Annotated in this window: 20 protein-coding genes; 6 read left to right on the top strand and 14 right to left on the bottom strand. The window is 69.9% G+C overall.

All coding sequences use genetic code 11. The annotated features are described in order from the left end of the window. Positions 1-146 precede the first annotated feature (146 nt). Positions 147-3,473 carry a protein kinase gene (locus H6726_09280; protein MCB9657824.1) on the top strand — a complete coding sequence of 1,109 codons (3,327 nt, stop codon included), beginning with the start codon at positions 147-149 and terminating at the stop codon, positions 3,471-3,473. A 2-nt stretch (positions 3,474-3,475) separates the two neighbouring features. Continuing rightward, positions 3,476-4,792 carry a hypothetical protein gene (locus H6726_09285; protein ID MCB9657825.1) on the top strand — a complete coding sequence of 439 codons (1,317 nt, stop codon included), beginning with the start codon at positions 3,476-3,478 and terminating at the stop codon, positions 4,790-4,792. A 54-nt stretch (positions 4,793-4,846) separates the two neighbouring features. Here the strand turns inward: H6726_09285 and H6726_09290 are convergent, their stop codons facing one another. The 5 genes from H6726_09290 to H6726_09310 form a co-directional block, all read right to left on the bottom strand. Then, the gene (locus tag H6726_09290; GenBank protein MCB9657826.1) at positions 4,847-5,656 is read right to left on the bottom strand and encodes a thioredoxin domain-containing protein; all 810 of its coding nucleotides are present in this window, start codon (positions 5,654-5,656) and stop codon (positions 4,847-4,849) included. A gap of 8 nt (positions 5,657-5,664) precedes the next feature. Then, positions 5,665-6,153, bottom strand: a complete 489-nt coding sequence (locus tag H6726_09295; protein ID MCB9657827.1) for a CarD family transcriptional regulator — start codon at positions 6,151-6,153, stop codon at positions 5,665-5,667. 112 nt (positions 6,154-6,265) lie between these two features. Next, the gene (locus H6726_09300; GenBank protein MCB9657828.1) at positions 6,266-7,063 is read right to left on the bottom strand and encodes a hypothetical protein; all 798 of its coding nucleotides are present in this window, start codon (positions 7,061-7,063) and stop codon (positions 6,266-6,268) included. Between the two features lie 252 nt (positions 7,064-7,315). Further along, positions 7,316-8,410 carry a recombinase RecA gene (gene recA / locus H6726_09305; GenBank protein ID MCB9657829.1) on the bottom strand — a complete coding sequence of 365 codons (1,095 nt, stop codon included), beginning with the start codon at positions 8,408-8,410 and terminating at the stop codon, positions 7,316-7,318. 129 nt (positions 8,411-8,539) lie between these two features. Continuing rightward, entirely contained in the window at positions 8,540-9,277 is a 738-nt protein-coding gene (locus H6726_09310; GenBank protein ID MCB9657830.1) for a hypothetical protein, read from the bottom strand. Between the two features lie 65 nt (positions 9,278-9,342). Here H6726_09310 and H6726_09315 point away from each other — a divergent pair, with 65 nt between their 5' ends. Then, positions 9,343-9,984: a TetR/AcrR family transcriptional regulator gene (locus H6726_09315; GenBank protein ID MCB9657831.1), complete on the top strand. Its 642-nt coding sequence runs from the start codon at positions 9,343-9,345 to the stop codon at positions 9,982-9,984. A gap of 194 nt (positions 9,985-10,178) precedes the next feature. On the opposite strand, the gene H6726_09320 is transcribed toward H6726_09315, so the two are convergent. The 5 genes from H6726_09320 to H6726_09340 all read right to left on the bottom strand — a co-directional run bounded on the left by H6726_09320 (position 10,179) and on the right by H6726_09340 (position 16,047). Next, the gene (locus tag H6726_09320) at positions 10,179-12,023 is read right to left on the bottom strand and encodes an acyl-CoA dehydrogenase (protein ID MCB9657832.1); all 1,845 of its coding nucleotides are present in this window, start codon (positions 12,021-12,023) and stop codon (positions 10,179-10,181) included. Between the two features lie 220 nt (positions 12,024-12,243). Then, on the bottom strand, positions 12,244-13,236 hold the full coding sequence (locus tag H6726_09325; protein ID MCB9657833.1) for an alpha/beta hydrolase: 993 nt from the start codon (positions 13,234-13,236) through the stop codon (positions 12,244-12,246). A 60-nt stretch (positions 13,237-13,296) separates the two neighbouring features. Continuing rightward, positions 13,297-13,740, bottom strand: coding sequence for a hypothetical protein (locus H6726_09330; GenBank protein MCB9657834.1), 444 nt, complete (start codon positions 13,738-13,740; stop codon positions 13,297-13,299). An 83-nt stretch (positions 13,741-13,823) separates the two neighbouring features. Then, positions 13,824-14,885 carry an NAD(P)-dependent alcohol dehydrogenase gene (locus H6726_09335; GenBank protein MCB9657835.1) on the bottom strand — a complete coding sequence of 354 codons (1,062 nt, stop codon included), beginning with the start codon at positions 14,883-14,885 and terminating at the stop codon, positions 13,824-13,826. A 64-nt stretch (positions 14,886-14,949) separates the two neighbouring features. Next, the gene (locus H6726_09340) at positions 14,950-16,047 is read right to left on the bottom strand and encodes a hypothetical protein (GenBank protein MCB9657836.1); all 1,098 of its coding nucleotides are present in this window, start codon (positions 16,045-16,047) and stop codon (positions 14,950-14,952) included. A gap of 130 nt (positions 16,048-16,177) precedes the next feature. Here H6726_09340 and H6726_09345 point away from each other — a divergent pair, with 130 nt between their 5' ends. Continuing rightward, positions 16,178-18,394 (top strand): tetratricopeptide repeat protein, encoded by a 2,217-nt coding sequence (locus H6726_09345; GenBank protein ID MCB9657837.1) that lies wholly within the window; start codon positions 16,178-16,180, stop codon positions 18,392-18,394. Continuing rightward, entirely contained in the window at positions 18,391-20,784 is a 2,394-nt protein-coding gene (locus tag H6726_09350) for a DUF87 domain-containing protein (protein ID MCB9657838.1), read from the top strand. Before H6726_09345 ends, H6726_09350 begins: the two co-directional genes overlap by 4 nt. A 115-nt stretch (positions 20,785-20,899) precedes the next feature. Here H6726_09350 and H6726_09355 read toward each other — a convergent pair whose 3' ends face one another. Then, the gene (locus tag H6726_09355) at positions 20,900-21,820 is read right to left on the bottom strand and encodes a serine/threonine protein kinase (GenBank protein MCB9657839.1); all 921 of its coding nucleotides are present in this window, start codon (positions 21,818-21,820) and stop codon (positions 20,900-20,902) included. A 3-nt stretch (positions 21,821-21,823) separates the two neighbouring features. Continuing rightward, entirely contained in the window at positions 21,824-22,906 is a 1,083-nt protein-coding gene (locus H6726_09360) for an aromatic ring-hydroxylating dioxygenase subunit alpha (protein ID MCB9657840.1), read from the bottom strand. A gap of 61 nt (positions 22,907-22,967) precedes the next feature. Between H6726_09360 and H6726_09365 the strand changes: the two genes are divergently transcribed. Then, positions 22,968-23,933: a hypothetical protein gene (locus tag H6726_09365; protein MCB9657841.1), complete on the top strand. Its 966-nt coding sequence runs from the start codon at positions 22,968-22,970 to the stop codon at positions 23,931-23,933. A gap of 136 nt (positions 23,934-24,069) precedes the next feature. Here H6726_09365 and H6726_09370 read toward each other — a convergent pair whose 3' ends face one another. Further along, on the bottom strand, positions 24,070-24,696 hold the full coding sequence (locus H6726_09370) for a TetR/AcrR family transcriptional regulator (GenBank protein MCB9657842.1): 627 nt from the start codon (positions 24,694-24,696) through the stop codon (positions 24,070-24,072). 157 nt (positions 24,697-24,853) lie between these two features. Beyond that, the gene (locus H6726_09375) at positions 24,854-26,056 is read right to left on the bottom strand and encodes a trypsin-like peptidase domain-containing protein (protein MCB9657843.1); all 1,203 of its coding nucleotides are present in this window, start codon (positions 26,054-26,056) and stop codon (positions 24,854-24,856) included.

The following is a 26,056-nucleotide window of genomic DNA, read 5'->3' on the forward strand; positions in this document are numbered from 1 at the left end:
CGCCCCCGCGGCGGGACGACGGGCCGCCTGGGGCCGGAGAGGTCTGCTCGGCGCCTGGCGGCCTGCGCCCTGGTGGGACCCACACGCGTGAGGCGCGTGTCTTCTTGCCCGTTCCTCCGCATTCACTGGTAGATTGACGCCCCCTCATGCGGACGCGCGACTACCTCGAAGGCCTGACGCAGCTCCATCGCCTTTCGGATCCCGAGGAGCGGCGTGGCGTCTGGCGTCAGAGCCTCGCCACGCTGGGCGCGACCATCGTCAACCTGCAGCACCCGGCTCCGCTGGAGGGGCTCGACCCAGACGACCTGCTGCGCAGCGTGGAGCAGGCCAGCGCCGACCGACTGCTCGAGGATCTCGACTGGCTGCCTGGCCCGTTCGCCGCCGCTTCCCTCTACGAGTTTGCCGCCGCCCTACCCCCAGGGAGCGCCAAGCGCGACCTCGGGCGGCTGGTCTTCCGTCGGCTGCACTCCGGCAACGCGGCCACCTTCGTGGCGCTCGCGACGCGCCTGGCCCTGGGACGCGCCCGCGTCTTGAGCGGCCCTGGCGTGCGGGCCCGCGTGGCCCTCGCGCTAGACCTGCCGATCGGCACGGGCGCGCGCGCCGACAGTCTGGCCTACGCGCTCATCTCCAGCACCGAGCTGCGTGACGAGTGGCTCCTGCGCCCCGCGATGGGGTCGCTTCCGTCGCGACGCCTGGCCGCCCGCCTGATCGAGCGCGCGGCGCGCGAGGCGGCTCAGCGGGCCGCCGACGGCGACCCGTCGGGTGTGCTGGTGTTCCGCACCCCCGAGGTGAGCCGGGCTTGGCAGCGCCTGCTGGACGACCGCGAGTCGCTCGTGTGGCGGCACGTAGCATCGGCTCGGGGGTTGCTCTCGGGTGCGCTCCCGGAATTCGAGGAGCAGATCCACCAGCACCTCGCGCCGAACCTGAGCGTGACCGAGTGGCGTCGCGCGGCCGTGTCGCTCGCCGCGAGCATCACCGTGCAGCCAGAGTCGGCCCTGTCGGCGTGCCACCGTCTGCTGGCCAGCGACCTCGTGGAAAAGGACAAGGGCTTGCCCTCCGCGTTGATGCTCGGGCTCCCACGCGCGGCCGAGCGCGAGCCCGAAGCCGTGGAGGAGCTCCTCGAGCTGCTGGTCCGTGAAGGCTCGCTCTCCGTCGCAGAGGTGCTGTTGGACCTCCGGCGCGAGCGGCTCGGTGAGGACTTCGCCGCCTGGGCAGCTCAGCGCGCGCGCGTGCAGCTGCGTGAGGCGCTGGCCGCCGACGACCGCATCGACGAGGGCAAGGCCGCGTTGATGATCGCGGTCGCGAACGAGCTCGGAGAGCGACAGGCGGACGCAGCGGGATCGCTCCCGCAGATGGTCGCCGACGCGCTCAGCGCGTTCGCGGAAGAGAGCCCCGTGGTGGCGGCGCGGATGGCGCAGGACATCCTGACGGCCACGGAGGAGCGCATCAGCAAGCTCGAGGACTGCGACCTCGGTGAGCGCATCGGCAGGCAGACCGCGTTCTTGGCGCTGCGCGAGCTGGATGCTGCGCTGCTGAGCACGGACGGGCTCGTGAACTTGCTCGTGCTGCAGCGCCGCTCCGAGGCCGAGGAAGAGGCCGACACCCGCCGCACGCTCGGCGACATCTTCCAGCGGCTCACCAACTGGCTCGTCATCCACGAAGGTGAGCCCATGGCCGCGGGAGACGACAGCACGCAGTTCACGCTGCGCATCCGGCGCCTGCAGTCTTTCCTTCACCTGGTCGACGCAGACGGTCAGCAGGTCGAGCCACGTGAGCATCTCCTGCGCGCCAGGCGCGTGCTCACGACACGCGTGCTGCTCACGCGCCTCCAACAAGACCACGGCAGGGGGCTGCGCCGCGCGCTGTGCGCTGCGTCTGCGCGCGCGATGGATGCCCTCGTCCGCGAGGAGGTCGCCGAGATCTCGGACGTCGTCCTCTTCGCCGGGGACTTCGGCGCGAACACCGATGACATCCGCTCGATCTCCGAGGCCTCCATGATGCCGGAGGTGGAACGCGCCCTCGACGCGTACGAGGTGCTCGAGCGCGCGACGGAGAGCCTCGACCGCGTCGATCGTGTACTGCTCGCCGTGGACGCGATGAGCAAGCTCGCGACCGACCTTCCCGTCGCCTGCTCCCCACGGGTCGAGGCGCTGCGAGGGGCGCTCAGCCGCCTGGCGCGCGGACTGGGAGGGGCGCTGCGTTGCGACTCGCTGAGCGAGCTGGCAGAGCGCTCCACCGACACGCCGCTTGGGGACCTCGAGGACTATGTCGTCGACCTGGCGCAGCTGGTCGCGGGCGCGCGGCGGCGCCTCTCCATGCTGGACGTGGAGGAGCCCTACTCGGTGGCCACGCTACGCCTCATGGACGTGCGGGTGCAGCGCGTCATCCGCTCCGGGCCCGAACCTCTCGACGAGGAGGCCGAGGCGTTCGTCGAGGCCGCCCAGCACGACTTTCCGCACGCCATCGCGCGCGTGCTGGGTGCGGCGGTCCGCTACATCGCGCGGCTCCCCGACGACGCTCCGCGCTCGTCTCGGCCGAGCCTGCTCACGGTGTCCAAGAAGGTGGTGAAGATGCCCGCCTGGATGCCGCCGAGCCGCACGCTCGGGGGATTCTACGTCACGGACACGATCGGCAACGGCGCTGGCGGCTCGGTGTTCGCGGCCAAGCGGTCGGGTGAGCGCCACACCGCGCAGGCGGAGCTCTTCGCGCTGAAGGTGCCCGACTACTCGGGCGCCGCCGCGCGCACGCTCTCGGAAGCCGAGTTCTTGCGGCTCTTTCGCGAAGAGGCCGGCGCTCTCTTGGCGCTGCCCGACCACGCCAACATCGCGCGCTTCGTGACCTTCGACGCGGGCGCGCGGCCGAAGCCGATCCTCGTCATGGAGCTGGTGGAGGGGCCGAACATCGAGCGCTTGCTCGAGACCAACGACCTCAGCATGGCGCGCTCGTTGAGCCTGCTCGAGGGCGTCGCGGCCGGGCTCGAGGCCATGCACGCGATCGGCGTGGGGCACCTCGACGTGAAGCCCTCCAACATCATCGTGCGGCAGGGCGCGCTGGGGGAGGAGTCCCCGGTGCTGGTGGACTTCGGTCTCGCGGGGCGTCACATGCGGCCCGGGTGTGGCACGGCCGAGTACGGCGCTCCAGAGGTGTGGGGTGCGCTGCCGTCGGACGCTGCCCCGCCCGTGGACGTCTACGCGTTCTGTTGCATGGCGTTCGAGTTGATCACGAACCTGTGCCTCTTCAGCGCCGACACCGAGATCGGCATGATCGGCGCGCACGTCGAGCACGACGGCGTGCCCGAGGGCATCCAGCAGCTCACCCGCTTCGACGAGACCAAGCGCTTCGCGCGCCTGCTCCAGGCGGGCCTTCGTCGGCAGCCGTCTCAGCGCGCGAGCATGGCTCAGATTCGCGCGGGGCTCGCCGAGGTCCGTGACGAGCTGGGCGGGCTGCCCTGGCCGCTGGTGCTGGCGGGCTGAGCATGCTGGAGCAGGTCGTCAGCCGCGGGCACGAGTACACCATCCACCCCTGGCCTCTGTGGCTCTCGGCAGGAGCGATTGCGCTTGGGGCGCTCTCTTTGGTGGGCTACTCCCTACCTCAGGCCGGAGGACGCCGCGCACCCCAGATGGGCTGCGCCCCTCTGTTCCTCGTGATCTTGGTCGGCGCGCTGTTCGTGGGCATGCCGGTGCTGGCGTGGTGGTCGGTGGGCGGCCCCTATGGGGGCTCGAGCGAGATCCACAGCTATCGGGTGTTTCGTCCGTTCCTGGAGCGCGCCACATGGTCGTCCGTGCTCGGTGCGTCGCTCTTTCTGTTTGGGCTCGTCGTGCAGCGCTCTCGGAAGGTGCAAGGGCGGCCTGCTGCGCTGGCGTTTGGGCTGGGTGCGGCCGGGCTGCTCTGTGGCGCCGCAGTGATGGCGCATGCCACGTGGTTCGTGGTGCTGGACTGCCTGCCGCGCTTCGAGCGCGAGGGACACCAGTACCTGCACGTGGGGCGTCCCCGAGAGGTGCGTACGCTCGTGTCTTGCGGTGCCGGCTTCCCCGTGCCCGACGTGCAGACGGTGACCGCCACGCAGGCAGGGCCCTTGTCGTACAGCCTCGAGATCGCCTCCTCGACCATCCGTGTGCGTCACAGCATGTCGCTCACGGCGGGCGAGGAGCTAGGCTCCCCGCGCTTCAACGTGCGGGAGGGCAACCGGTGGCGCTACGAGCGCGTCTCCACGAGCCGCTCAGCGGCCGCCTTCGGGGCTTCCACGTCGTCGGAGGACCGCGAGGAGGTGCTGGTGAGCATCGGTGAGGCGCACGTGGAGCACGGCCTGCGTCTGTTCCCGCTGACCATCGAGTACCCCGACGAGCGTCCCGTGCGTGAGGAGCTGCTGGCCTGGAATGGTGCCCTCTACACATGGCGCGACAGCATGGGGGGACAGATGACGGAGTTTCTTCCTGCGGAGCCCGTCGAGGAGCCGTACGGCGGCTTCTTCTTGCCGGGTCGGTGCTCGGGGCTCCCGGAGGCGGGTCCTGCAGCCCCGCTCGAGTGCCGAGAGCGCGCCAACCCGATTGCCGCGACGGGCGCCGCCGTGCTGCGCGTCTTGACGGTCGGGGCGGCCACGTATCTGCCGCCGCGGCCCGTGCACTTCCTGCGGGAAGCCCGCTTTGGACCCGAAGGCGGGCCCGAGGTCTCCGCGGGCCCACTGCTGTCGCCGACCCAGTCGCCCGATGAAGAGGAAGACGAGAGCGAGGCGCGACGCCCTGCGCCGGCGCGTACGGGCGAAGCAGAACGGGTCCCCGACCGCGAGCCCTGAGGCGTGTCCATCGCTCCGGCGCGTGACGCCAGGCGTGGTGCGCTGCCGGGGCCTTCAGCGCGCGTTGTCCACGGCCTCTTCGAGATCTGGATAGTCCCCGCCGTCCACGAGGGCACCGTTCACGGTGAACGACGGAGTGCCCTGTACCCCCAGCTGCTGAGCCTCGGAGCGGTCACGCTCGACCCGCGCGACATGACGGCGGTCGTCGAGTGCCCGTTCGAGAGTGTAGCGATCGACCCCGCAGCGCCCGGCCAACCCGAGCAGTCGCTCGCGCGAGAGCTCGTCTTGGTGGTCGAACACCGCATCGTGGTAGCACCAGAAGGTCTCGTTGCCGCCTTGTGCGTACGCCTCCACGGCGGCCTGCGCCGCGATGTGGGCGGAGGGGTGCATGGACAGCGGGAAGTGACGATACTCGAAACGCACGCTGGCAAAGTCGGCGAGCAGGCGCGTGGCGTGGTCGCGAGCGCGGCTGCAGTATGGGCACTCGAAGTCCGAGAAGACCTGGACCACCACCCGACCTTCAGGGTTGCCGCGGAAGGGTATGTCGCCCGGGTCGAAGCGCTGCGGGGCCTCCGCGCTCGCTTCGTCCCGACCCGCAGGCGGACCGGCGGAGTCCGTCGTCCCGCGGGAAGCCTCCGCGGACGACTCGTCCCCCGACGACGTCGGGCCACCCCGGGCGTCAGGCTCCGGCCCTGCCGCTCCACCTGAGTGGCACCCAGACGTGACGGGCGTCGCCGCGAGCAGGGCGAGCCCCAACAGGCCGTAGACCGCGGCGTAGCGCGGTCGAGAGAAGAGCCCGCCGGCGGCCACGCCGAGCCCACGCGCGTGAGACGTGCGAGCGTTGTGTGGAGCGCGACCGGCCATGTGCGGCCTCACGCCGGCGGAAGCAGCGCGTCGATGTCCTGCTCGATGCGGGCTTCCTTGCAGCGCTTCGCCAGCGCCAGCTCCGTGACCAGCAAGCCGCGGGCCTGCTCCAGCAGGCGGCGCTCGCCGAAGCTGAGCTCCTTGTCCGTGCGCAGCCGGGACAGGTCGCGCAAGACCTTGGCCACCTCGAGCGGAGACCCGCTGTTGAGCATCTCCATGTACTCGCGGTAGCGGCGGTTCCACGGCTGCGACTTCACGGCCACCGTGGTGGACTCCAGCTCGGCGAGGACGTCCTTGGCGTCCTTCTTGGACATGATGCCGCGCAGCCCCACCACCTTCGCGCGGTCGGTCGGGACCATGACGGTCATGCCCGACTCGACGATCTTCAGGATGTAGAACTGGCTACGCGTGCCCCCCACATCACGCTCTTCGATGCGGGTGATCTCTCCGACGCCGTGCGCTGGGTGCACGGCCTTGTCGCCGATGTTGAAGCTCATGAGTGTCTCGTTTCCCCCTGAACACAGAGAGGGGCTGGCGGTGACCAGCCCAGGTTGCCCCCGTGTCATTCGTGCGTGGGTTACCCGATTCTACCTCGGGAGACCGTGTGCGTCAAGCGGTCACATTGTGTTTGTCGCGTAATTTCAAACATTTAGACTGGGAAGACGCCGCCCCGAGGAGCTCCGCCAGCCCGTCCACGAACAGCACGCGCAGCCCCGCTTGCAGCGTGCTGACCCGGACTGGAACACGTAGACCCACGAAATGTTCCCCGACCTGGACGGCCACGGCGGGAGGCTCGCGGCCAATCAGGGTATGGCCGAGGTCGGAGCGGAGCAGGTGCCCCACCAACGTGCGGAGGTTGTCCTCGATCGTGGAAGGGAAGGCGCCCGTGAGCACCACCTGGAGCTCCGCGGTGTCCGCGCCAACCATGCGAAGCCCGATGCCCGCAGCGCGCTGCTGCGAGAACACCAAGTACAGAGGGCTGTCTGGAGGAGGCGCGACGGGGCGAAGATGGAAGTACCGAACGGGGGCCGGGTCGAGCAGCTCCTCCAACCGCGTGCGGTCGGTGTTTGCCGCGGAGTCGGGGGGGGCATCCGAGGCGATGTGCGCCATGGCCGGACCCGCGTCACCGGAGTACGCGAAGGTCGCAGCATCCAGCTCCAACGCCTCGCGTCGTACCGTACCCAGGAATCCCACGCGACGCGCGGGCTCCTCGCGCGTGACTTCGACCGTGTTCATGCGCATGCCGAGAGCGCGCACCACGTCGCGCCCCCTGAAGTCTCCGCGGACCAGCGCGACGAAGCCATCCTGGCCCCATCGCGTGAGCGTGGCTTCACGCACCTCGGTGGCGCGCACGACGAACAGGCGCTCGAACCCCCGGCGCTGTGCCTCTGGGAACGCAACCTCCATGAGACCAGCCCAGGCGGGATCCCCGAGCAGCACCTGTGGTGCCAGCGCGAGGACCCAGGTTGCCCGAGGCGGCGTATAGGTTGTGAGTGGTCGAGGTGCCGCGACCTGCGGCGCCGTGCGCTCGCCACCACCGTGGCAGCCCGCCACCGCGAGCGCCAAGACGAGCCACCTCGACGCCGTGAGCACGTGGCGTGGCTTGACCGCGCTCGATGGCCCACACGCCGCGCCCACACATGCCGAGAGCACGCGGGGTCAGTTGGCGCGTGCGCGCCGGCCCTTGCCGTTGATCTTGCCGTCGTCATCCGACGACTCGGCACCGGCACCGGCGTCGCCCCTCGGCTTTCCGCCCCCGCGGGCGAGGTCGTGCTTGGCCAGCAGCTTGTCCTCGATCTCGGACATCATCTCGGGGTGCTCTTCGAGGAAGACGCGAGCGTTGTCCCGGCCCTGTCCGACCCGCTCGCCGTTGTAGCTGTACCAGGCCCCCGACTTGTCCACGATGTTCGCCGCGACCCCGAGGTCGAGGATGTCTCCGCTGCGGCTGATGCCGCGACCGAACAGGATGTCGAACTCGCACGTGCGGAACGGCGGGGCGACCTTGTTCTTGACGATCTTGACGCGGCAGCGGTTGCCGATGGCGTCCTCGCCGACCTTGAGCGTGGCGATGCGGCGGATGTCGAGCCGCTGCGACGCGTAGAACTTGAGCGCGTTACCGCCCGAGGTGGTCTCGGGGCTGCCGAACATGACGCCGATCTTCATGCGGATCTGGTTGATGAAGAACAGGGTGCAGTTGCTCTTCTGCACCGTACCGGTGAGCTTGCGCAGCGCCTGGCTCATGAGGCGCGCCTGCAGACCCACGTGGCTGTCGCCCATCTCGCCCTCGATCTCGGCCTTGGGCACGAGCGCGGCGACCGAGTCGATGACGATGATGTCGACCGCGCCGGAGCGCACCAGGGTGTCGGCGATCTCGAGCGCCTGCTCGCCGTGGTCCGGCTGGCTCACGAGCAGCTCGTCTACGTTCACGCCGAGCTTGCGGGCGTACTGAGGGTCGAGCGCGTGCTCCGCGTCGATGAAGGCCGCGACACCGCCCATCTGCTGACACTGCGCGATGGCGTGCAGGGTGAGCGTGGTCTTACCGCTGGACTCCGGTCCGTAGATCTCGATGATGCGGCCCCGGGCGTAGCCGCCGACCCCGAGCGCGATGTCCAGCGAGATGGACCCGGTGGGGACGACGGGGACCTCTTCGGCGACCTTGTCGCCGAGCTTCATGATGGAGCCCTTACCGAAGCTCTTTTCAATGGAGCCGAGGGCTAGTTCGAGGGCTTTTTCGCGGTTCGGGTCTTGGGCCATGTCGCTGCGTTCTCCTGAACAGCTGTTTAGTTCAGGGCGTCCAGGCTGACAAGCAAAAAGAACGGGAAAAGCCGCTGTCACAGGGGGATGCTAGGCTTCGAAGCGGGGCGCGAGCCCCCTCCTGGACAGTCAGGCCGCAGCCGGGCCCGCCCAACGCCAGCGCCCGGAGGCCTCCACGTCGCGCGCGGTCCACGGCCGGATCCCATGGCGCGCCCGCACCTCCGCCAGCGGCTCCTCGAAGTGGCGCTCCCAGTACACAGGCAAGAGCGGGCTCGCCGCGCGCCCCCTCAGGAACGCGGCCCGCAGGCCCCTCCGCAGCGCCCAGAAGCGCGCCTCGAGCGCCATGTGCTTCAGCGACCCCAGCGCCATCAGCGCGACCGAGCTGGGCAAGCCGGTCTGCGCGAGCTGGAACGCGTGCAGCAGGATCTCGTCGTGCCCCTCGACGCCCAGCCCCGTCAGCACGTGCCACACGTCGTGGACGTGACGGATGCGCAAGATCAGATAGGCCTCGTCCGGGTCGGCGGTGTGCGCGGGTGGGATGTCGTACAGGTTCGTGCTGAGCCCATTGTCGTCCATGAAGCGCGCGAAGGCGCCTCCGAGCGTGCTGGCCGGCAGCGACCGCAGGTGGTCGAAGTCGATGTCCCCGAAGTGGGGGCGGTCGCGCATCAGGGCCGGCCCCTCCCCGGTCTCCATGACCCGGCTCGCGATCAGATGACGAAGCTGGTCCTGCGCCGAGAGCTCCTCGGCGAGCGCGATGTCCTCCGTGCGGTTCGAGTCTGCGAGCACACGTAGCACGCACCTGCCGACGGTCTTCCACTGCTCGGCGGTCATGCGGGTCGGGAGGTGGATGGCGGTGCGTGTCGTCATGACCGACATCATGAATGTGACGCCAGCTCGCTTTCAACTCGCTTTCCGGGCATGCTCCACCGACGATGCTCGAGGACCCCCTGCCCCGCGCCTCCCTCTCCAAGATCCCACGCCAGAAGCGCGCCATCGCGACCGTGCACAGCATCCTCGACGCCGGCATCCGAGTCCTCGAGCGCGAGGGCATCGAGGGCTTCACCTCCAACCGCGTCGCCGAGGTCGCGGGCGTCAGCCCCGGCTCGCTCTACCAATACTTCGCGAACAAGGAGATGGTCATGGCCGGCATCGTGGAGCGCGGCGTGCTCTCCGCCGAGCGCCAGATCCGCGCCGTCACGTTGAGCGCCGTGGACCTCCCGCCCAGCACGCTGGTCCGCCAGATCGCGTCCGCGCTGCTCATGAGCCTCGAGCCCTACGGCGCGCTGTTGGCCGAGATCCTCACGGCCACGCCGGTCCTTTCAGGAACTGGGCTGGCCGCCCTGCTGGAGACGCGCCTCGGGGACGCCGTACGCGACTTCCTGCTCGCGCACCCCATCGGCTACGGCATCCGCGGCGGCCGCGCAGGGCTCTACGTGATGGTCAACGGCGCCATCTTCGTTGGGCTCAAGTGGCTCAGCGAGCGCCCCGCCTTCGTGTCTCGCGAGGAGCTCGTCGAGTGCTTCGTGGCGCAGCTGGACACGCTGCTGGTCGTGCGCCCACCCGCCGCATTGTGATCCAGCCGCGCGCTTCGTCGTGCGCCCGCCACACCGTGACCCGGCCGCGTGCGTCGTGGCGCGCCCAGCCGTCGCGCCGTGACCAGGGCCCCGAACCCGCGTCGACGACGCGCGTGCCTCACCGCGGGTCGCAGACACGGAGACGCCCGCAGCCATGGACCGCGGGCGCCTCGACCGGAGCAGAACCGTGTAGCTCAGACGGTCGCGAACGCGTCCAAGGGGATGTCGTTGGCGCTCTGGTCCGCGCTCGCGATGACCTTGGCGCGGCTGGGCACCAGGGCGAGCACGTTCTGCGCGAAGTACAGCGCGGCGAACTTCTTGCCGGTGTAGTAGGCGCGGTCCGGGTGCGTCTCGCTCAGCCCCTCGAGCTTCTCGAGACCGAGCGCCGCCTGCTCCAGGAGCAGCCAGCCGATGGAGAGCTCGCCCATGATGCCGAGGAAGCGCTCGGAGCTGAGCGGGATGTTCTGCATCTGGCCGCCCTGGAACCACTGGATGAACTGCATGACGCACTGACCCACGGCGCCATGCGCGCGCTGCAGCTGCCCCACGGCCTCACCCAGCACGGGGTGCGCCTTGTTGGCGTCGATGAACTTCTGGATGTCGGCCAGGAACGCCTTGGTGTTCGCGCCGCCGGCCTGACCCAGCTTGCGGCCCACGAGGTCCATCGACTGGATGGCGTTGGTGCCCTCGTAGATGCTGAAGATCTTGGAGTCACGCAGGCACTGCTCGACCGGGTGATCCTGCAGGTAGCCGTGACCGCCGTAGGTCTGCACGGCCGTCTCGCACACGCGGAAGCCCTCGTCGGTGCTGTAGGCCTTCACGATCGGCGTGAGCAGGTCGATCTGCCCCTTGTGGTAGGCCGCCGACGCGTCGTCCGAGCCACCGATGACGAGGGCGCGGTCGCTGTGCATCGACAGCTTCACGATCAGCGCGCGGATGCCCTCGACCTTGGCCTTCATGTCCAGCAGGTCGCGGCGCACGTTGGGGTGCTCGATGATGGCGACGCGCTCGGCGCTGGCGTCCTTGAAGTTCTTGACGCTCGAGCCCTGCTTGCGCTCACGGGCGTACTCGAGCGCGTTCAGGTACGCGTTGCTCGCCACGCTGAGCCCCTGGATGCCCACGCCGATGCGCGCGAAGTTCATCATCTTGAACATCTGCGGCATGCCCTGGTTCTCGACCGTGCCCACCAGCTCACCGACGCACGCGTCGTTGTCGCCGAAGTTGAGCACGCAGGTGGCCGACCCGTTGATGCCCATCTTGTGCTCGATGCTCGGCACGGTGATGTCGTTGGTCTGGCCCAGGCTCCCGTCGTCGTTCACGCGCACGCGCGGCACGATGAACAGCGAGAGGCCCTTGGTGCCCGGGCCCGCGCCCTCGATGCGCGCGAGGCACAGGTGGATGACGTTGTCCGCCAAGTCGTGGTCGCCGCCCGAGATGAAGATCTTGGTGCCCTTGATGTTGTAGGTGCCGTCGGCGTTCTTGGTGGCGGACGTGCTGGCGATGCCGACGTCGGAGCCCGCGTGGGGCTCGGTCAGGCACATGGTGCCGCCGAACTTGCCCACCATCATGGGCTCCACGTACTTCTTGCGCTGCGCGTCCGTGCCGAAGTGCTGGATGACCTCGGCCGCGCCCATGGACAGGCCCGGGTACATGGCGAACGCCGTGTTGGAGCCGCTGATCATCTCCTCGGACAGCGCCGAGAGCGTGAAGGGCGCGCCCTGCCCGCCCATCTCGACCGGAGCCGCGAGCGTGCGCCAGCCGGCCTCGAAGATCGCGTCCCACGCACCCTTGAAGCCCTCGGGGGTCTTCACGCGGCCGTCCTCGATGCGGCAGCCTTGGTGGTCGCCCACCTGGTTGAGCGGCCCCGTCACCTCGCACGCGAAGCGGTAGACCTCGCCGAGCACCATGCGGCACTGCTCCTCGTCCCAGTCCGCGAACGGGCCCTTGCCGAGCACGTCCTGCAGGTTGAACTGCTCGAAGAGCAGGAACTGAAAGTCACGAAGGTCGGCCTTGTACCGGTTGATCGCGTGCGTTGCCACGGGTGCCTCCACTCGGAGCGGGTCCGAAGGGTCGAGAGGGGAGTTGATTACACTTGGCACCCATGAACGGTGTGCGCGCGTAATAAGAGGAATCTTGAATCAGCCGCGGCGAGCGTCAAGCCAGCGACGCAAGAAATGAACGAGCCTTCAGTCGTCCCGCGCGCGGACACCCCGAAGGCCCAGCCCCGGCGGAGCGGCCCGCGCGCCGGACGCGCTCGCGTCAAGGTGTGGCGCCCGTTCGCTCGCGTGCGAACGCGCCAATGTCGGCGATGGCCTCGCGCGCGACGGGCAGCAGGGGCGCGAAGACGTGGAACGCGTGGATCATGTCCGGGAAGGCCTGCAGCGTGACGTCCACCCCCTGGTCGCGTGCGCGCTCGGCCAGGTGCAGCGCGTCGTCGAGCAACCCTTCTGCGGCACCGACGTGGATGAGCAGCGGGGGCAGGTCGTGCAGCGCGGCGTGGATCGGAGCCGCCAGGGGGTTGCGCAGCTCGTGCCGCGGGACGAACCGCTTGGCGTACTGCTGGAGCGCGTAGCGCGAGACGAAGTCGTAGCGGCGGTTGTCGTCCAGGCTGCGCCCACGCCCCTCGAGGTCGACCCACGGCGAAACCACGGCCAGCGCCGCAGGGAGAGGCTGCCCTTGGTCTCGGAGCCACAGCGCTGTGCTGAGCGTGAGGCCGGCCCCCGCCGACTCCCCTGCGATGACGATGTGCTCGGGGTGCACGCCCTGCGCCCGCACGTACGCGTACACGGCGCGCGCGTCTTCGAGCTGCGCCGGGAACGGGTGTTCGGGGGCCAAGCGATAGGCCGGCGCGAGCACGCGCATGCGCGCGGCCTGCGCGATACGGCAGATGAGGTCGCGGTGCGAGCGCAGCGAACCGATGCTGTAGCCCCCTCCATGCAGGTAGATGAGGACACGCTCGGGGTCGTGGTTCGCGGCCTCGAACCACATGCAGGGGATCGGCCCGGCTGGCGAGGGCACGTGCACGTCCGCCATGTGGGTCTCGCGCATCACTCGCGTCTCGGGCCGCGGCGGGTCCGTCACGGCCCGCTGCCACGCGAGGGGCATGAGCGTCGACGCGTTGGAGGACCTGCGTAGCACGGTGGCCACGACCTCGAAGTCCTCGCTCCAGGTGGGGCGCAGGGGACCGAAGACGGCGCGGCGCGCGCGCACGACCGGACGCGCACCGTCCATGAGCTTGCGGATGACGTTCATGATGAGGCCGAGGATAGCAGGCCCACTCTGGGCCGCCGTCGCGCTCACGGCGACGCATCGTCAGCCGGCGGCGCGCTCGCTCATGGGCGCGGCCAGCTGCGCCTTGGCCCACGCGAGGGCGTCGTCGAACGACCCGAAGGCTTGGTTCGGGAACTTCGGGGGCGCCATCCAGAACACCGCGGTCAGCGCGCCTTTGATGACGGCGTTCGGCGCGACGATGGCGCTCCCGTGATTCCACGCAACGTCATGTGGCTCGAAGCGCCCCAGGTGCTCCGCGAACATCCGGCGTTGCTTCGCCGAGGGCATGGTGCGCAGCTGGCTCATGTCGCACACCCAAGCACAGGAGAAGCGCGCACGCTGTGCCCAACGCTCACGAGCCGCGCAGAACGCGTCCAGCGTCGCGTCGTCCGGCTCGGCCGGAAAACGCATGACGTAGACGGGTGCGTAGGTCCGCAGGATCCACGGGTGGTCGAGGAGCGAGTCGAGTTCGGACGGGGACGGCATGTGGCGCGGCGGCGAGCGACACGACGACGACCGAATGGGCGCTCACCACCTGGGGATGGCTTCTCACGCCGAAGGTGCGGCTGTCAACTCACCGGCTGGATCGTCGCCATATCGATGACGAAGCGGTACTTCACGTCCCCCACCAGCATCCGCTCGTATGCGTCGTTGATGTCGGCCATCGCGATGGACTCGATGTCGGACACGATCCCGCGCTCGGCGCAGAAGTCGAGCATCTCCTGCGTCTCCGCGATGCCGCCGATGAGCGACCCGGCGAGCCGCCGGCGCTTGAACACGAGGTTGAACACGGTGGGCGACGGGTGTGGGCTCGGAGGTGCGCCGACCAGCGTCAGCGTCCCGTCACGCTTCAGGAGGGAGAGATACGCGTCGAGATCGTGCGGGGCCGCCACGCTGTCGAGGATGAAGTCGAAGCTGTTGCGGTGGGGCTTCATCTCCGCGCGGTTGTTGGACACGACCACCTCGGCCGCACCGAGCCGACGCGCGTCGTCGGCCTTGCGGGGGGACGTGGTGAAGAGCACGACGTGCGCGCCCATGGCCGAGGCGAGCTTGACGCCCATGTGCCCGAGACCGCCCAGACCTACGATACCCACCTTGCTCCCGGGCCCCACCTTCCACTGGCGCAGGGGGGAGTACATCGTGATACCGGCGCACAGCAGCGGGGCCACCGCCGCAAGCTGCTCGGGCGGGTGACCGATGCGCAACACGAACGCCTCGTTCACCACGATGTGGCTGGAGTAGCCGCCGAGCGTGTTTGGGCCGCCGCCTTGCTCCTTGCTGTCGTAGGTGCCTGTGAAGCCATTCTCGCAGTACTGTTCGAGGCCCTCGTCACACGCCGAGCAGCGCTGGCAGCTGTCCACCATGCAGCCGACCCCGACCACGTCACCGACCGCGAAGCGCGAGACCGCCCCCCCCACCGACGTGACGCGCCCGACGATCTCGTGCCCCGGGACGCACGGGTAGGTCGCCCCGCCCCACTCGTTGCGGGCCGTGTGGAGGTCGGAGTGACACACGCCGCAGTGCAGAATGTCGATCGCCACGTCGTGCGCGGCGGGCGCGCGTCGATCGAAAGAGAACGGGACGAGCGGGGTGGTGGCGGAGTGCGCGGCGTAGGCGTGCGTGTGCGTCATGTCCGATGCGTGTCGCGGAGGGAGAGAGGGCGTTACGGCGCGAAGCGCGCGCCTGCAGCCTACCTCAGGGACCGTTCTCAAGGGGCTCGGACAGCGCCGCGCTCGCGAGTTGCCCTTGCAGGAGGACGCCGTCGTCGCTCGCGATCAACACAGCCTGCAGGCCTGTCGTGGGGTTCGCGGGCCGAGCACGCGCGAGGGCGCCCGCAGGCGTGACCGTCTGTGTCCCGTCACGCAGCGTCAGCGCGGAGGCCGGCGCCACGACGCGCAACGGCAGATCCGTCTGGCGACAGAAGAGGGCCGCTCGTGCCACGACACCTGCAGGCCGCGAACCGGCTCGTCCGCCCAGCCCGAGGCCGCTCGGCCTGCACCCTCCCGCCGTCGTGCCAGCGGGGTGCGATGCAGGCCCGCTCGTCGCGAGCGCGCCCTGCACGAAGCCCACGACCCACACCTCGCGCCCGCCACCTCCGATCGCGACCCGGCTCCATCCCTCGCGCTCTTCGAGCAGGCCCACCATGAGCTGGGCGTGGGCTGGCGACGCGAGGGGTTCGCCTCCCGCCGCGACGCGCACGCTGTTGGCCTGGGCGCTCGGAATCCAGCGCTGCGAGAGGGGCACGGCCGCGCGGGACGGCCACACCAAGTCCAGGTCCTCGACCCGCATGGGGCTGCGCCAGGTCTGAGACCCGTCCTGCCTGTCGACCAACGCGGTGTGCGGCAGCACGGCCCAGTCGCTACCGATGCGCGTGTCCACCTCGATCAGCACCGTTCCGTCCATCTCGGGCGCACCCACCACGCACACCAGCTCGCCCTCCTTGATGAGCACGGGCGCCGCGGGTAGCTCGACGCGCCGTTGAGTCCGCGCCCCCAGCTCGCGGCGTGACACCCACGCGCGCAGCCCGGGCCAACCCGTGACGAGCTCCACGTGGGCCAGCTCTCCACGCCGCGCGAGCACGCGCACGTGGACGCCGGCAGCGCCAGACCCCAAGACGACCGCGTCGGCCGCCGTGGAGCTCATGAGGCGCACATCATCGCGGCACAGCAGCCACTCCTCCGCGGGGGCGCCCTGCGCGCTGGCCCGAGAGCCGGCCAACCCACAGATGGACAGGCTGGCGATGACGGCGAACGTGATGAAGGAGCGAGGTGCGGGAGGGGGGGAGACGCTCATCGGCGGCAAGCTAGCAGCTGCAGCCCGGACCGCCGCGCGCGAATGCACAGAAAATGCACAGTCGCTGCTCGGGCGCGCCCCGCATTGGGGGTGCCCCCTCGGGCGGGGCTCGGTATCCTGCGCGGAACTCATGACTCGAACTCGCCAGCTCGCCCCTCTCTCGACCCCGGCGGAAGCGCCTCGCCCGCCCCTCCCCCGACGTGTGTGGTGCGTCAGCGCCGTCCTCGTCGCGCTCCTGCTCACACCCGGCTGCAACCGCGGCGCGGGAGGGCCCAGCACCACACCGGAGGTCGCGGCGCTCGACGACGCCAGCTTTCCCCCGACCCGGCGCGCGTTCCATGGACTGCAGCTGAACGACCCACAGCGCGAGGTCGACCGTGCGCGCCTCTTCGCCTACTTGGACCAAGCTGGGCGGGCGCTCGTTGCCGGGAACGACTACGACGCGCTGCTCGAACACTTCGCGCTGTGTACGGACCTCCTCATCCCCAGCGACTACGTGCAGGAGCGCGTCCCCGCCAGCTTGGCGCCCGTCGCGTTGCGCATCGTCGAGCTGGGCTCGCCGCGCGGCGACGAAGGCCCGGTGCTGGGCGCGCTCGAGGTGCTGCGACGCATCGTCATCGAGCCCGACCGTGAGGACGGCCCAACGGCGGAAGAGCAGTACCAGCAGGTGGCGCAGTGGGGTCGCACGTCACGTGAGGCCATCCCCGACTTCATGCATCGCTACTCGTCGCTGATCGACGTGTGGGAGGTGCACGCACACTACTCCGCGTCGCCGCAGGTGTTGGACACGCTGGCGCAGCTGCACATCGACCGGCGAGACTTCGTCCTGCGCGCCGCCTCCGAGACGGGCATGCAGGGGCTGTTGGCGGACTATCCCCCATCGCTGCCGCTCCAGATCGGGCGCATCGCGCCGATCGACGTCGTGGCCGTCTACCTGCGCGTCGGGGACGTGGAGGGCGCCATCCGCAAGCTCCGCGAGATGGGTCTCAGGGGCCGCACGGAGGCGCAGCTCCTCGAGCTTCTCCAGGCGGCCGAGCGGCCCTCCGAGGCTGGCGCGCAGGCGCTGACGGATCTCGCCGAGGCCTACGGGCGCACCCGCCCCGAGGCGGCGCGCGGCATCTGTCGACGGGGCCTGCGCGACTACCCGCGCGACACGCGCTTCCCGGAGTGTCTCGCGGCCGTCTCCGCGGAGGGCGCGCAGTTCGAGGACGCCACGGCTTGGTACGTGGTGGCCATCGCGCTCGACCCCGAGAACCGCTCGCTGTACGACGAAGCGCTTGCGCAGCTGAACGAGTTCATCGAGCGCGGGGTGTTCGACGAGGATCCCGCCGCAGGGCGCGCGCTGACGGCGCACGCGCGGCGGCTGCTGAACGAGCGCAGCACGCGCTTCCCGAACTCGCCTGCGCCCGTCTCGCTCGCCCAGATCGAGTTCCTGGCGGCCATGGTGGAGCTGCACTCGGGTCACCCCGACAGCGCGCGAGAGCACTTCCTGGCCAGCCTCGAGTCCAACCCGCTCAACGACGTGCTGCGTGAGCTCGGCACACTCGAGACGCGCCTCGGGAACGCCGACACCGCGACCGAGCTGCTGCGCCGTGCGCTGGACAGGACCCTCGGGGAGTCCCTCGAGGTCAGCGTGCAGCGCGCCGGCCTGCTGCACGAGCTCGGCGACGCGTTCGGCGCGGCGAACAATTCGACGCAGGCTGAGCGCATGTACCGGCAGGCACTCGAGCTGTACGACGGCACCCTCTCGCAGCTGAGCGCGAATGGCCTCGGGTTCGTGCAGGCGCGCCGCGGCGTCCTGCTGGACAAGCTCGGCTCGCACGACGCCGCGCGCGCCGCGTTCCTGGCGGCGGTGGACGCGACGCCGCTCGAGCGCGAGCCCTACATGGTGGCCATGATGCAGCTCACCACCAGCACGGAGGACGTGGCGCTGATGCGCGAGCTCTACCGGCGCGCGCTGCTCAACCTCGGCCTCGCGCCAGAGTGGAAGGTGTACTTCGCGCTCTGGACGCAGTTCGTCGTGCGGCGCGCTGGCGAGGCGGACGGCGAGGAGATCGACGCGGTGCTCACGCGCTTCGCGCGCCACTCACCGTGGTACGGGCGCCTTGCAGCGTTCGGCGCTGGACAGATGGACGGGGCTGCGCTGGTCGCCGCGGCGAGCACCCCCGGCCAACGCGCCGAGGCGCACTTCTACGCGGCGACCCGCGCGGCCACCACGGGTGACCGCGATGGCGCGCGCCGCGAGTACGAAGCCGTCTTCGCCACCGGGATGGTGAACTACGTCGAGTACCAGATGGGGCGCAGCCTGGTGGGTGCGCTCGGGACGCCTGTCGGGGCGGCGCCGTGAGCGACTTCGAGAAGCTGGGCGCGTTCTACCTGGGCAAGCGGGTGGACGTGGCGAGCGGCGCCCTGCTGGACGAGCTGGTGCTGTACGACGCGAAGGACCTCACGACGCACGCGTTCTGCGTAGGCATGACGGGCAGCGGCAAGACGGGTCTGTGCGTGTCGCTGCTGGAGGAGGCTGCGATCGACGGCGTGCCCGCCATCGTCATCGACCCCAAGGGCGACCTGGGCAACCTGGCGCTGCGCTTCCCGGAGCTCCGGCCCGAGGACTTCCTGCCATATGTCGATCCGGGCGAGGCGAGCCGCAAGGGGCGCACGCCGGGCGAGCACGCCGAGGCGGTCTCGGCGCAGTGGCGCGCGGGGCTCGCCGAGTGGGGCCAGGACGGCGAGCGCGTGCGCCGCTTCCGCGACGCGGCGGAGGTGGTGCTGTACACGCCGGGCAGCCAGATCGCGCGACCAATCTCCATCATGCGCTCGCTCTCGGCGCCGCCTGCCGCGCTGCGCGACGACGTGGACGCCATGCGCGAGCGCGTGCTCGGCGCGGTGAGCGGCCTGCTCGGGATGCTTGGCGTCGAGGCGGATCCCGTCCGTAGCCGCGAGCACATCTTCCTCTCCAACCTGCTGGACACGGCGTGGCGCGCCGGCGAGGACGTGAGCCTGGCGGACCTCGTCCGGCGCATCCAGGCCCCTCCCTTTACGCGCGTCGGCGTCATGGACCTCGAGTCGTTCTATCCGGCGAAGGACCGCGCGGCGCTCGCGCTCGGCGTCAACGGCATCCTCGCCTCGCCAGGTTTCTCGGCGTGGCTCGAAGGCGAGGCGCTCGACGTGGGGCGTCTGCTGCGGCGTGAGGATGGCCACCCGCGCATCAGCATCCTGTCCATCGCGCACCTCGACGATGCGCAGCGCATGTTCTTCGTGACGTTGCTGCTCAACGAGGTCATCGCGTGGATGCGCACGCAGTCGGGCACATCCAGCTTGCGCGCGATCCTCTACATGGACGAGGTCTTCGGCTACCTGCCGCCCGTGGCGAACCCGTCTTCCAAAAGCCCGATGCTGACGCTGCTGAAGCAGGCGCGCGCGTTCGGGCTGGGCGTGGTGCTGGCCACACAGAACCCCGTGGACGTGGACTACAAGGCCCTCTCCAACTGCGGCACGTGGATGCTGGGACGGCTGCAGACCGAGCGTGACGTGGCGCGCGTCCTCGACGGTCTCGCGGGCGCGGCCACGGCCACTGGAGGTGGCTTCGACCGCGCGGCGATGGAGGCGCGCATCGCGGGGCTGAAGGGGCGGCAGTTCGTGCTGAACAACGTCCACGACGCCGGGCCAGACCTGTTCCACACGCGCTGGGCGTTGTCGTACCTGCGCGGTCCGCTGACGCGCGACCAGCTGCGCACCCTCACGCAACAGGGTGTCTCGGGCGTGGCAGGCGCGAGCACGGCACCCGCCCCGAGCACGGTGCTGGCGAGCGCGACAGCCGCGGGCGTGGGCGGCGCGGTCGCGTCGGCCGAGGCACCCGACGAGCCCCGCCCGGTGCTCCCTACCGGCATGACCGAGGTCTTCCTGGGCGGCAACGAGGGCTGCCGCTACGCCGCCGGCGTGCTCATCGGCCTCTCGCTGCACTACAAGCACGCGCGGACGGGCACCGACTTCTTCCAGCAGGCATCGTTCGTCGCGCCGACGCTCGGGCGCGATCCGAGCGAGACGTTGGGGCACGTAGAGGCGCACGCCATCGCAAACCTGCCCCTACGAGACGATCCTGCCCCCAACGCGCGCTTCGCGCCGTTGCCCGCCGCCGCCGCGACCGCGAAGGCCTTCGGGACGCTCGAGAAGGCCATCAAGGCCAAGGCCTACCAGGAAATGGGCCTGACCCTGTACGAGTGCAAGGCGCTCAAGCTGTGGTCGACGGTAGGAGAAGACCACGCGGCCTTCGTCGGACGTGTCCAGCAAGGGCTGCGCGAGGCGCGCGACCTGGAGATGGGCAAGCTGCGGGCGTCGTTCGAGCCGAAGCTTGCGCGGCTGCAGGAGCGCATCCGGCGCGCCGAGCAGAAGGTGGCGGACGAGAAGGGGCAGGTGCGGCAGCGGCAGCTGGACACCGCCGTGAACGTGGGCACTACTGTGCTGGGCGCGCTGCTGGGGAGTCGCAGCGTCGCGCGCGCGGGGACCGCGGTGCGGAGCGCCTCGCGCATCAGCCGGGAGCAGCAACAGGTGGAGGCCGCAGAGCAGACGCTTGGCTCGCTCCAGGAGCAGCTGGCCGAGCTCGAAGCGGAGTTCCAGCAGAGCCTGAACGCGCTGGCGGCGCAGCAGCCGCAGGCGGACATCACCCCCGTGACCGTCAGCCCCACCAAGTCGGACCTGAGCGTCACGCGCCTCGAGCTGCTCTGGATCCAACAGTAGCGCGCGCAAGCCAGGAGCCTGCCGAACGCCTCCCACGCTCACAGTCGGGTCGGCGCGTGGCCACGCGCACGCGCGAGTGTCCCGGCCCGGCTGACCTCCCGCGCGTCCGAGAGGGTCAGGGGCGCGTGGGAGCCGTGTGGGCGTGCGCGTCCTGCGCCCACGCTCCGACGCCCGCGCTGGGCGACGCCCCGGCGAACGCCGCCAGCGCTTCCGCAGCTTCGCGCGCGGAGGACAGCCGGCGCTGTGGCACCTTGTGCGTCATCTGGCGCACCAGGTCGGCGAGGCCGCGCGGGACGTCTGCGCGCAGCTCTTCGAGCGGCGGGATGTCCGCGCGCCCGGCCAACATGAACAGCTCGAGCTCGTTCTGCGCCTGGAACAGGCGGCGCCCGGCCAGCATCTCCCACAACACCACACCGAGGCTGTAGATGTCGGAGCCGGCCGTGGCGCGCGAAGCGGCGATCAACTCGGGCGCGACGTACGCCATCTTGCCCACCACCACACCCGGCAGCGTGACAGTCATGCGATCCATGGCGCGCGCGAGCCCGAAGTCGGTGAGCTTCACGTCTCCCGTGCGGCTCACCAGGATGTTGGCGGGCGACACGTCACGGTGGAAGACGGGCGCAGTCGGTCGCTGGTGCGCCGCTCCGAGCGCGCGCAGCACGGAGGACCCGACGTACGCCGCGTGAGGGACGCTCACCGTCCGTCCAAGGTCGCGTGCCGCGATGAGCATGCGCGACAGGTCCACCCCGTCGACCCACTCCATGACGATGCACAGCATGCCTGCGTCGTCATGGCAGAGCTCGTAGAAGCTCGCGATGTTGGCGTGCTGAAGGTCCGCGACCACGCGCGCCTCTTCCACGAACATGGCCTGGAAACGCTCGTTGGAGCGGAAGCTCGGCAGCAGGCGCTTGATGGCGACCTCGCGTGGCGCGGACGCGGGGGCACGCGACATCCCACGAAAGACGTGGGCCATGCCTCCCCGCGCCACGCTCGCGGTGATCTCGTAACGCTCTTCGAGGAGAGGGATGTCCTGCATGACTCAGACGTGGATTCGAAGCGAGCGCCTGGTCGGTTCCTCCGCAGACGCGGCGGGCTCGGCGCGCTCGCCGCGCTCGGCTGCGCGCAGCAGCTTCTCGATGGTGGGCCCCAGCACGTCCAGCTTGGTCGAGGCGTAGCGCGGCCCGCCGAAGGCGCGGATGTTCTCCATCTGGCGCGCGAGGATGCGCACGTCCTGGTTCAGGATGCGCAGCCCGATGGGCTTGAACAGGCGCGCCACCGCGCCTGCCGGGATGGGCAGACGGAAGCTCACGCTGGCGAACATGCGCGTGTGGTGCTCGGCCATGGGCGTGAGCGCAGTGGTCGCCACCACGTGGCTGTCCTCGCCCAGCTGGTACTCCACCTGCGCGATGCACGGCAGGAAGAAGCGGTCCCAGTGGCGCACCACGCCGCCCCCCGGCGAGAGCACGCGCCCGATGACGCCGTCGGGGCGGGGCTCCCCGATGTACTCCGCCACGACACGGTCGGCGTAGCGCTGAAAGTCCACGTCGATACCGCGCTTCTCGCCGCCGCTGCGGAAGAGCCCGCGGTGCACGAAGGCCGTGTGCGGCACGTCGAGCGCGTTCTCGGCGACGGCGTGTACGGAGCCCTCGAAGTCCTGGACGTGGTTGACGGTGGTGTAGGCTGGGTCGTCGACGAGCGGCAGCGGGAACGGCTCGCGCTCGGGGCGCGCACCCAGCGTGGAGTAGACCCACACGTAGCCGCTCTGCTCACGCGTCTCGACGCTCTGAACGGAGCGACCACGAGCGCCCTGCTCACGGTCCTCCGCGAGCAGCCCGGGCACGTGCGTGCAGCGTCCGTCCCCGTCGAAGCGCCAGCCGTGGTAGGGGCACTCCACCTGCCCCTCGCACACGCGCCCCATCGAGAGCGGTACGTTCCGGTGGGAGCAGCGGTCCAGCAGCGCGCGCGCCCTGCCCCCTGTGTCGCGGAACAGCACCAGGCGGTGGCCCAGCATGGTGACCCCGAGCGGCTTGCTTCCGAGGGCGCGCGACTCACACGCCACGTACCAGTCGTCGGGGACCCCTAGACGCGGGGGTTGGGGGGTGGGGACGAGCTCGAGACTCATGAGGCCTACGGTATCACGCCGAGCGCTTGATAACTAACCAACCGGTTAGTAGAATGCGGCCATGGACCTCAACCGCATGCTGAACCTCTGCGAGCGCAACCAGTGGCACGCAGACGACCTCGACTGGAGCGTCACCCCCAAGGCGCTCGCCCGAGAAGACGAGATCGCCGTCGTCCAGTACTTCACGGACATGGCGGGCATCGAGCTGCTGGCTGGCAAGCTCTTCCAAGTGCAGCGCGACCGCGCCGATGATCCGGTGCTCGCACAGATCTTCGACTCGTTCGTCGTGGACGAGCTGCGGCATAGCGAGGTCGCCACGCGCTTGGCGCGCCACTACGACGTGCACCACTACCGGCAGTACACGATGAACGACCATCTGCTGGCGTTCTCCGACGCCTTCGCGGACCTGCTGCAGTATCTGTCAGCCGAGATCGCGAACGCTTACATCACGACGGGCGAGCTGCTGCTCGACGTGGCCCTGCTGCGTTCGATCGACGACTTCGTGGACGACGAGATGAGCCGCCAGGCGATGAACCGCATCAACCGCGACGAGAGCCGCCACATCGCCATGGACTACTACATGATCGAGTATTACGCGTCGCCGGAGGGCATCGCCCGCGAAGCTGCGCGGCCCCCCTTGAGCACCACGCAGCGGCTGCGGGGCGCCTCGTCCATGGCGCGGGTCTTCTACCACGCGCGTCCCTTCTTCAAGGACGTGTTCTTCGGGCCGATGGACCACGTGGACCCCGGTGGAAAGCGCCTCCTCGAGGCGTTCAAGCGCGCGCAGCTGATCGGCGCCAAGCCCGAGGTCGCCGCGCGCCCGTTCCCGCGCTTCGCCGCGGCGCTGACCGACCTGGCGAACCACCCCGTGTCGGGGGCGGTCTTCAAGCCCGTGGTCGAGCGCGTGCTGGGTGTCGACCGACGGGTCATCGGCATTCTCTACAACGAGAAGGAGGAACAGTGGGCGCAGCGCGCCAGCTTCGACGAGCTGGCCAATGAAGCCCTCGAAGCGAAGACGCTCAACTGAGTCTCAGCACCTCGTGTGCGCCTCGCGAAGTCGCCGTGGCGGTGGCGCGAGGCACCCCACGATCGCGAAGGGCCGCCCCCGAGAGGAGCGGCCCTTTCGCCTTGGGGGCGAACCATCCCCCGTAGACAGCGAGGTGTCAGGCGGCCGAGACGCCGAGGGACGCCGCACCCGCCGGGGGCGTCATGCTCGCTTCGACGCTGCGCAGCATCATCTCCGTGGCAGCGCTGCGATTGGTGACCCGACCGTCCAGAATGGACTCTACCGTGGTCAGCACGAGTCCGATGATAGTATCGGCCAGCACGACCAGATCGTCGACTTGCTTGCCAACGCCACGCGCGTGCAGGTCCGCGACGAGGTCCTCTCGGGCCCTGTCCATCAGCTCGCGCCAGCGCCGTCCGAGGGGGTTGGCCACGTCGCGCCGATGGCGCAGGAACAGCTCGGCGGCCCGACGATCGGCGAGGAGCGCCTCGACCCCCGTGGTGAAGGCCTGACGGGTCGCCGCCTGGGGCGTGGCGCCGTCCTCGACTCCCTCGCGGAACTCGCGCAGACGCGCCCGCAGCGCTTCTCCGACGGTGACCGCGGCCTCCTCCAGGGCCTCGTCCATGTCCTTGAAGTGGACGTAGAACGTGGGCTGAGCCACGCCGGCGGCCTGCGCGATACGCCCGGTGGTGAGCGCCGTCGGCCCCTGCTTGTGCAGGATCTTCAGCGTGGCCTGGACCAGCTTGTGGCGGGTGCGCTCTTTGTTGGCTTTGCGAGTACTCATGGCGTCACTTCCCAATCCCGTTCGGACAATCGGGCTATTAGGGGCATTGGGTGTCACAGCAACCCGTGTCCGACCGATATCCCTCATTTAGAGCGCTTTACGCACCGCGTCAACGCGCTGCGTCATTTTCACGTCGGTGACGGCTGAGAACGTAAAATTATTCGCGCGCGGCTGGGACCCAGGGCTGACCTCGACTGACACGAATTCCACGCAGACCACCATAATTCACCGAGAGATAAGGCGCGCCGTCCAGAGCCCATGCCGCGAGACGCTGCGCCATCTCGTTCAAACGCTCGGCGAGGGCGCGATCTTCCCCGGTGAGTTGCTCGCGGACGCTGACGTTGCGCGCCTCCAACAGCGCGATCTGCATGTTCCACGCATGCGCGGCCACCATGGCCCCGGCCTCGTAGCTGGGTGGGGCCTGCGCGGCGAGGTCGAGGGTGGCCACCGCCGTCTGCTCGAAGATCGGCCGCTCGTCGGTCGTGCGTACGAAGTCCGCCATGACCCGCACGACGTGGCGCTCTTGAGCCAGAAAGGTGGGCGTCCGCTGTGCGAGCACAGCGCGGGCCCGCGCCATGGCGGGCAGCACGAAGCGCAGAGGCTCGAGCATCGCGATGCCCTCCACTCCGCGGGTGGGCTCACCACGCCGCGCCATGATGCCCACGAGGTGGCCGTCGGCGTCGATGACCGGACCACCCGAATTGCCCGGGTTGACGCTCATCGCGACCTGCAGCGACCCATCGTTGTTCTCGCGGCTGAGCTCGCCCGACACCGCCGCGGGGTAGCGCTCACGGATGTCCAGGGGATAGCCGGTGGCGAACAATCGCTCGGCCAGCGTGAGGGGCCGCGGAGCGCTGGGCAGCGTGATGAAGTCGGGCAGCGGACCATCCACGGCCAACACCGCTAGATCGTGCTCCGAGTCGGAGTAGATGACGCGCGCCGCCTGAGGCTCGTCGGCGCCGGGCCGGAGGACCGCCAGCACGTCTCCGCCGCGCACCACGTGGGCGGCCGTGAGGACGAGCCCCTCGGGACCGACGACGACCCCCGTCCCGTGGACGGCGTCCGGCAGGCTGACCGCGCGACGCACCCGGCTGACGCGCCCCTCGAAGGTGAACGCCGTCGCCCCCGTGATCTGGACCACACGGACACTGGCGCGATCGATCGGGCGGAGGCGGATGCGCGACGCGATCCCTTCGTCCGCAGGCGCGCCGGCGGCGGAGGGGGCCTGGGACTGAGCGCCCGATGTGAGCGCGAGCAACCCGAGACAAACCACGAGGCTGACGAGCGCGGAGGGTGCCCTCCTCGCCGCAGCGCGAGCCGAGGAGCCATGGAGCGAGAGAGAACGATGGCTGGTGCGCAT

This window comes from Sandaracinaceae bacterium, assembly GCA_020633055.1.
In the GTDB taxonomy this organism is placed as follows: domain Bacteria; phylum Myxococcota_A; class Polyangia; order Polyangiales; family Houyiibacteriaceae; genus JADJJE01.

Coding starts and splice junctions, on each gene's coding strand:
- H6726_09280 (MCB9657824.1), top strand. CDS start 147: ATGCGGACGCGCGACTACCTCGAAGGCCTGACGCAGCTCCATCGCCTT.
- H6726_09285 (MCB9657825.1), top strand. CDS start 3,476: ATGCTGGAGCAGGTCGTCAGCCGCGGGCACGAGTACACCATCCACCCC.
- H6726_09290 (MCB9657826.1), bottom strand. CDS start 5,656: ATGGCCGGTCGCGCTCCACACAACGCTCGCACGTCTCACGCGCGTGGG.
- H6726_09295 (MCB9657827.1), bottom strand. CDS start 6,153: ATGAGCTTCAACATCGGCGACAAGGCCGTGCACCCAGCGCACGGCGTC.
- H6726_09300 (MCB9657828.1), bottom strand. CDS start 7,063: ATGGAGGTTGCGTTCCCAGAGGCACAGCGCCGGGGGTTCGAGCGCCTG.
- recA (MCB9657829.1), bottom strand. CDS start 8,410: ATGGCCCAAGACCCGAACCGCGAAAAAGCCCTCGAACTAGCCCTCGGC.
- H6726_09310 (MCB9657830.1), bottom strand. CDS start 9,277: ATGACGACACGCACCGCCATCCACCTCCCGACCCGCATGACCGCCGAG.
- H6726_09315 (MCB9657831.1), top strand. CDS start 9,343: ATGCTCGAGGACCCCCTGCCCCGCGCCTCCCTCTCCAAGATCCCACGC.
- H6726_09325 (MCB9657833.1), bottom strand. CDS start 13,236: ATGAACGTCATCCGCAAGCTCATGGACGGTGCGCGTCCGGTCGTGCGC.
- H6726_09330 (MCB9657834.1), bottom strand. CDS start 13,740: ATGCCGTCCCCGTCCGAACTCGACTCGCTCCTCGACCACCCGTGGATC.
- H6726_09335 (MCB9657835.1), bottom strand. CDS start 14,885: ATGACGCACACGCACGCCTACGCCGCGCACTCCGCCACCACCCCGCTC.
- H6726_09340 (MCB9657836.1), bottom strand. CDS start 16,047: ATGAGCGTCTCCCCCCCTCCCGCACCTCGCTCCTTCATCACGTTCGCC.
- H6726_09345 (MCB9657837.1), top strand. CDS start 16,178: ATGACTCGAACTCGCCAGCTCGCCCCTCTCTCGACCCCGGCGGAAGCG.
- H6726_09355 (MCB9657839.1), bottom strand. CDS start 21,820: ATGCAGGACATCCCTCTCCTCGAAGAGCGTTACGAGATCACCGCGAGC.
- H6726_09360 (MCB9657840.1), bottom strand. CDS start 22,906: ATGAGTCTCGAGCTCGTCCCCACCCCCCAACCCCCGCGTCTAGGGGTC.
- H6726_09365 (MCB9657841.1), top strand. CDS start 22,968: ATGGACCTCAACCGCATGCTGAACCTCTGCGAGCGCAACCAGTGGCAC.
- H6726_09370 (MCB9657842.1), bottom strand. CDS start 24,696: ATGAGTACTCGCAAAGCCAACAAAGAGCGCACCCGCCACAAGCTGGTC.
- H6726_09375 (MCB9657843.1), bottom strand. CDS start 26,056: ATGCGCACCAGCCATCGTTCTCTCTCGCTCCATGGCTCCTCGGCTCGC.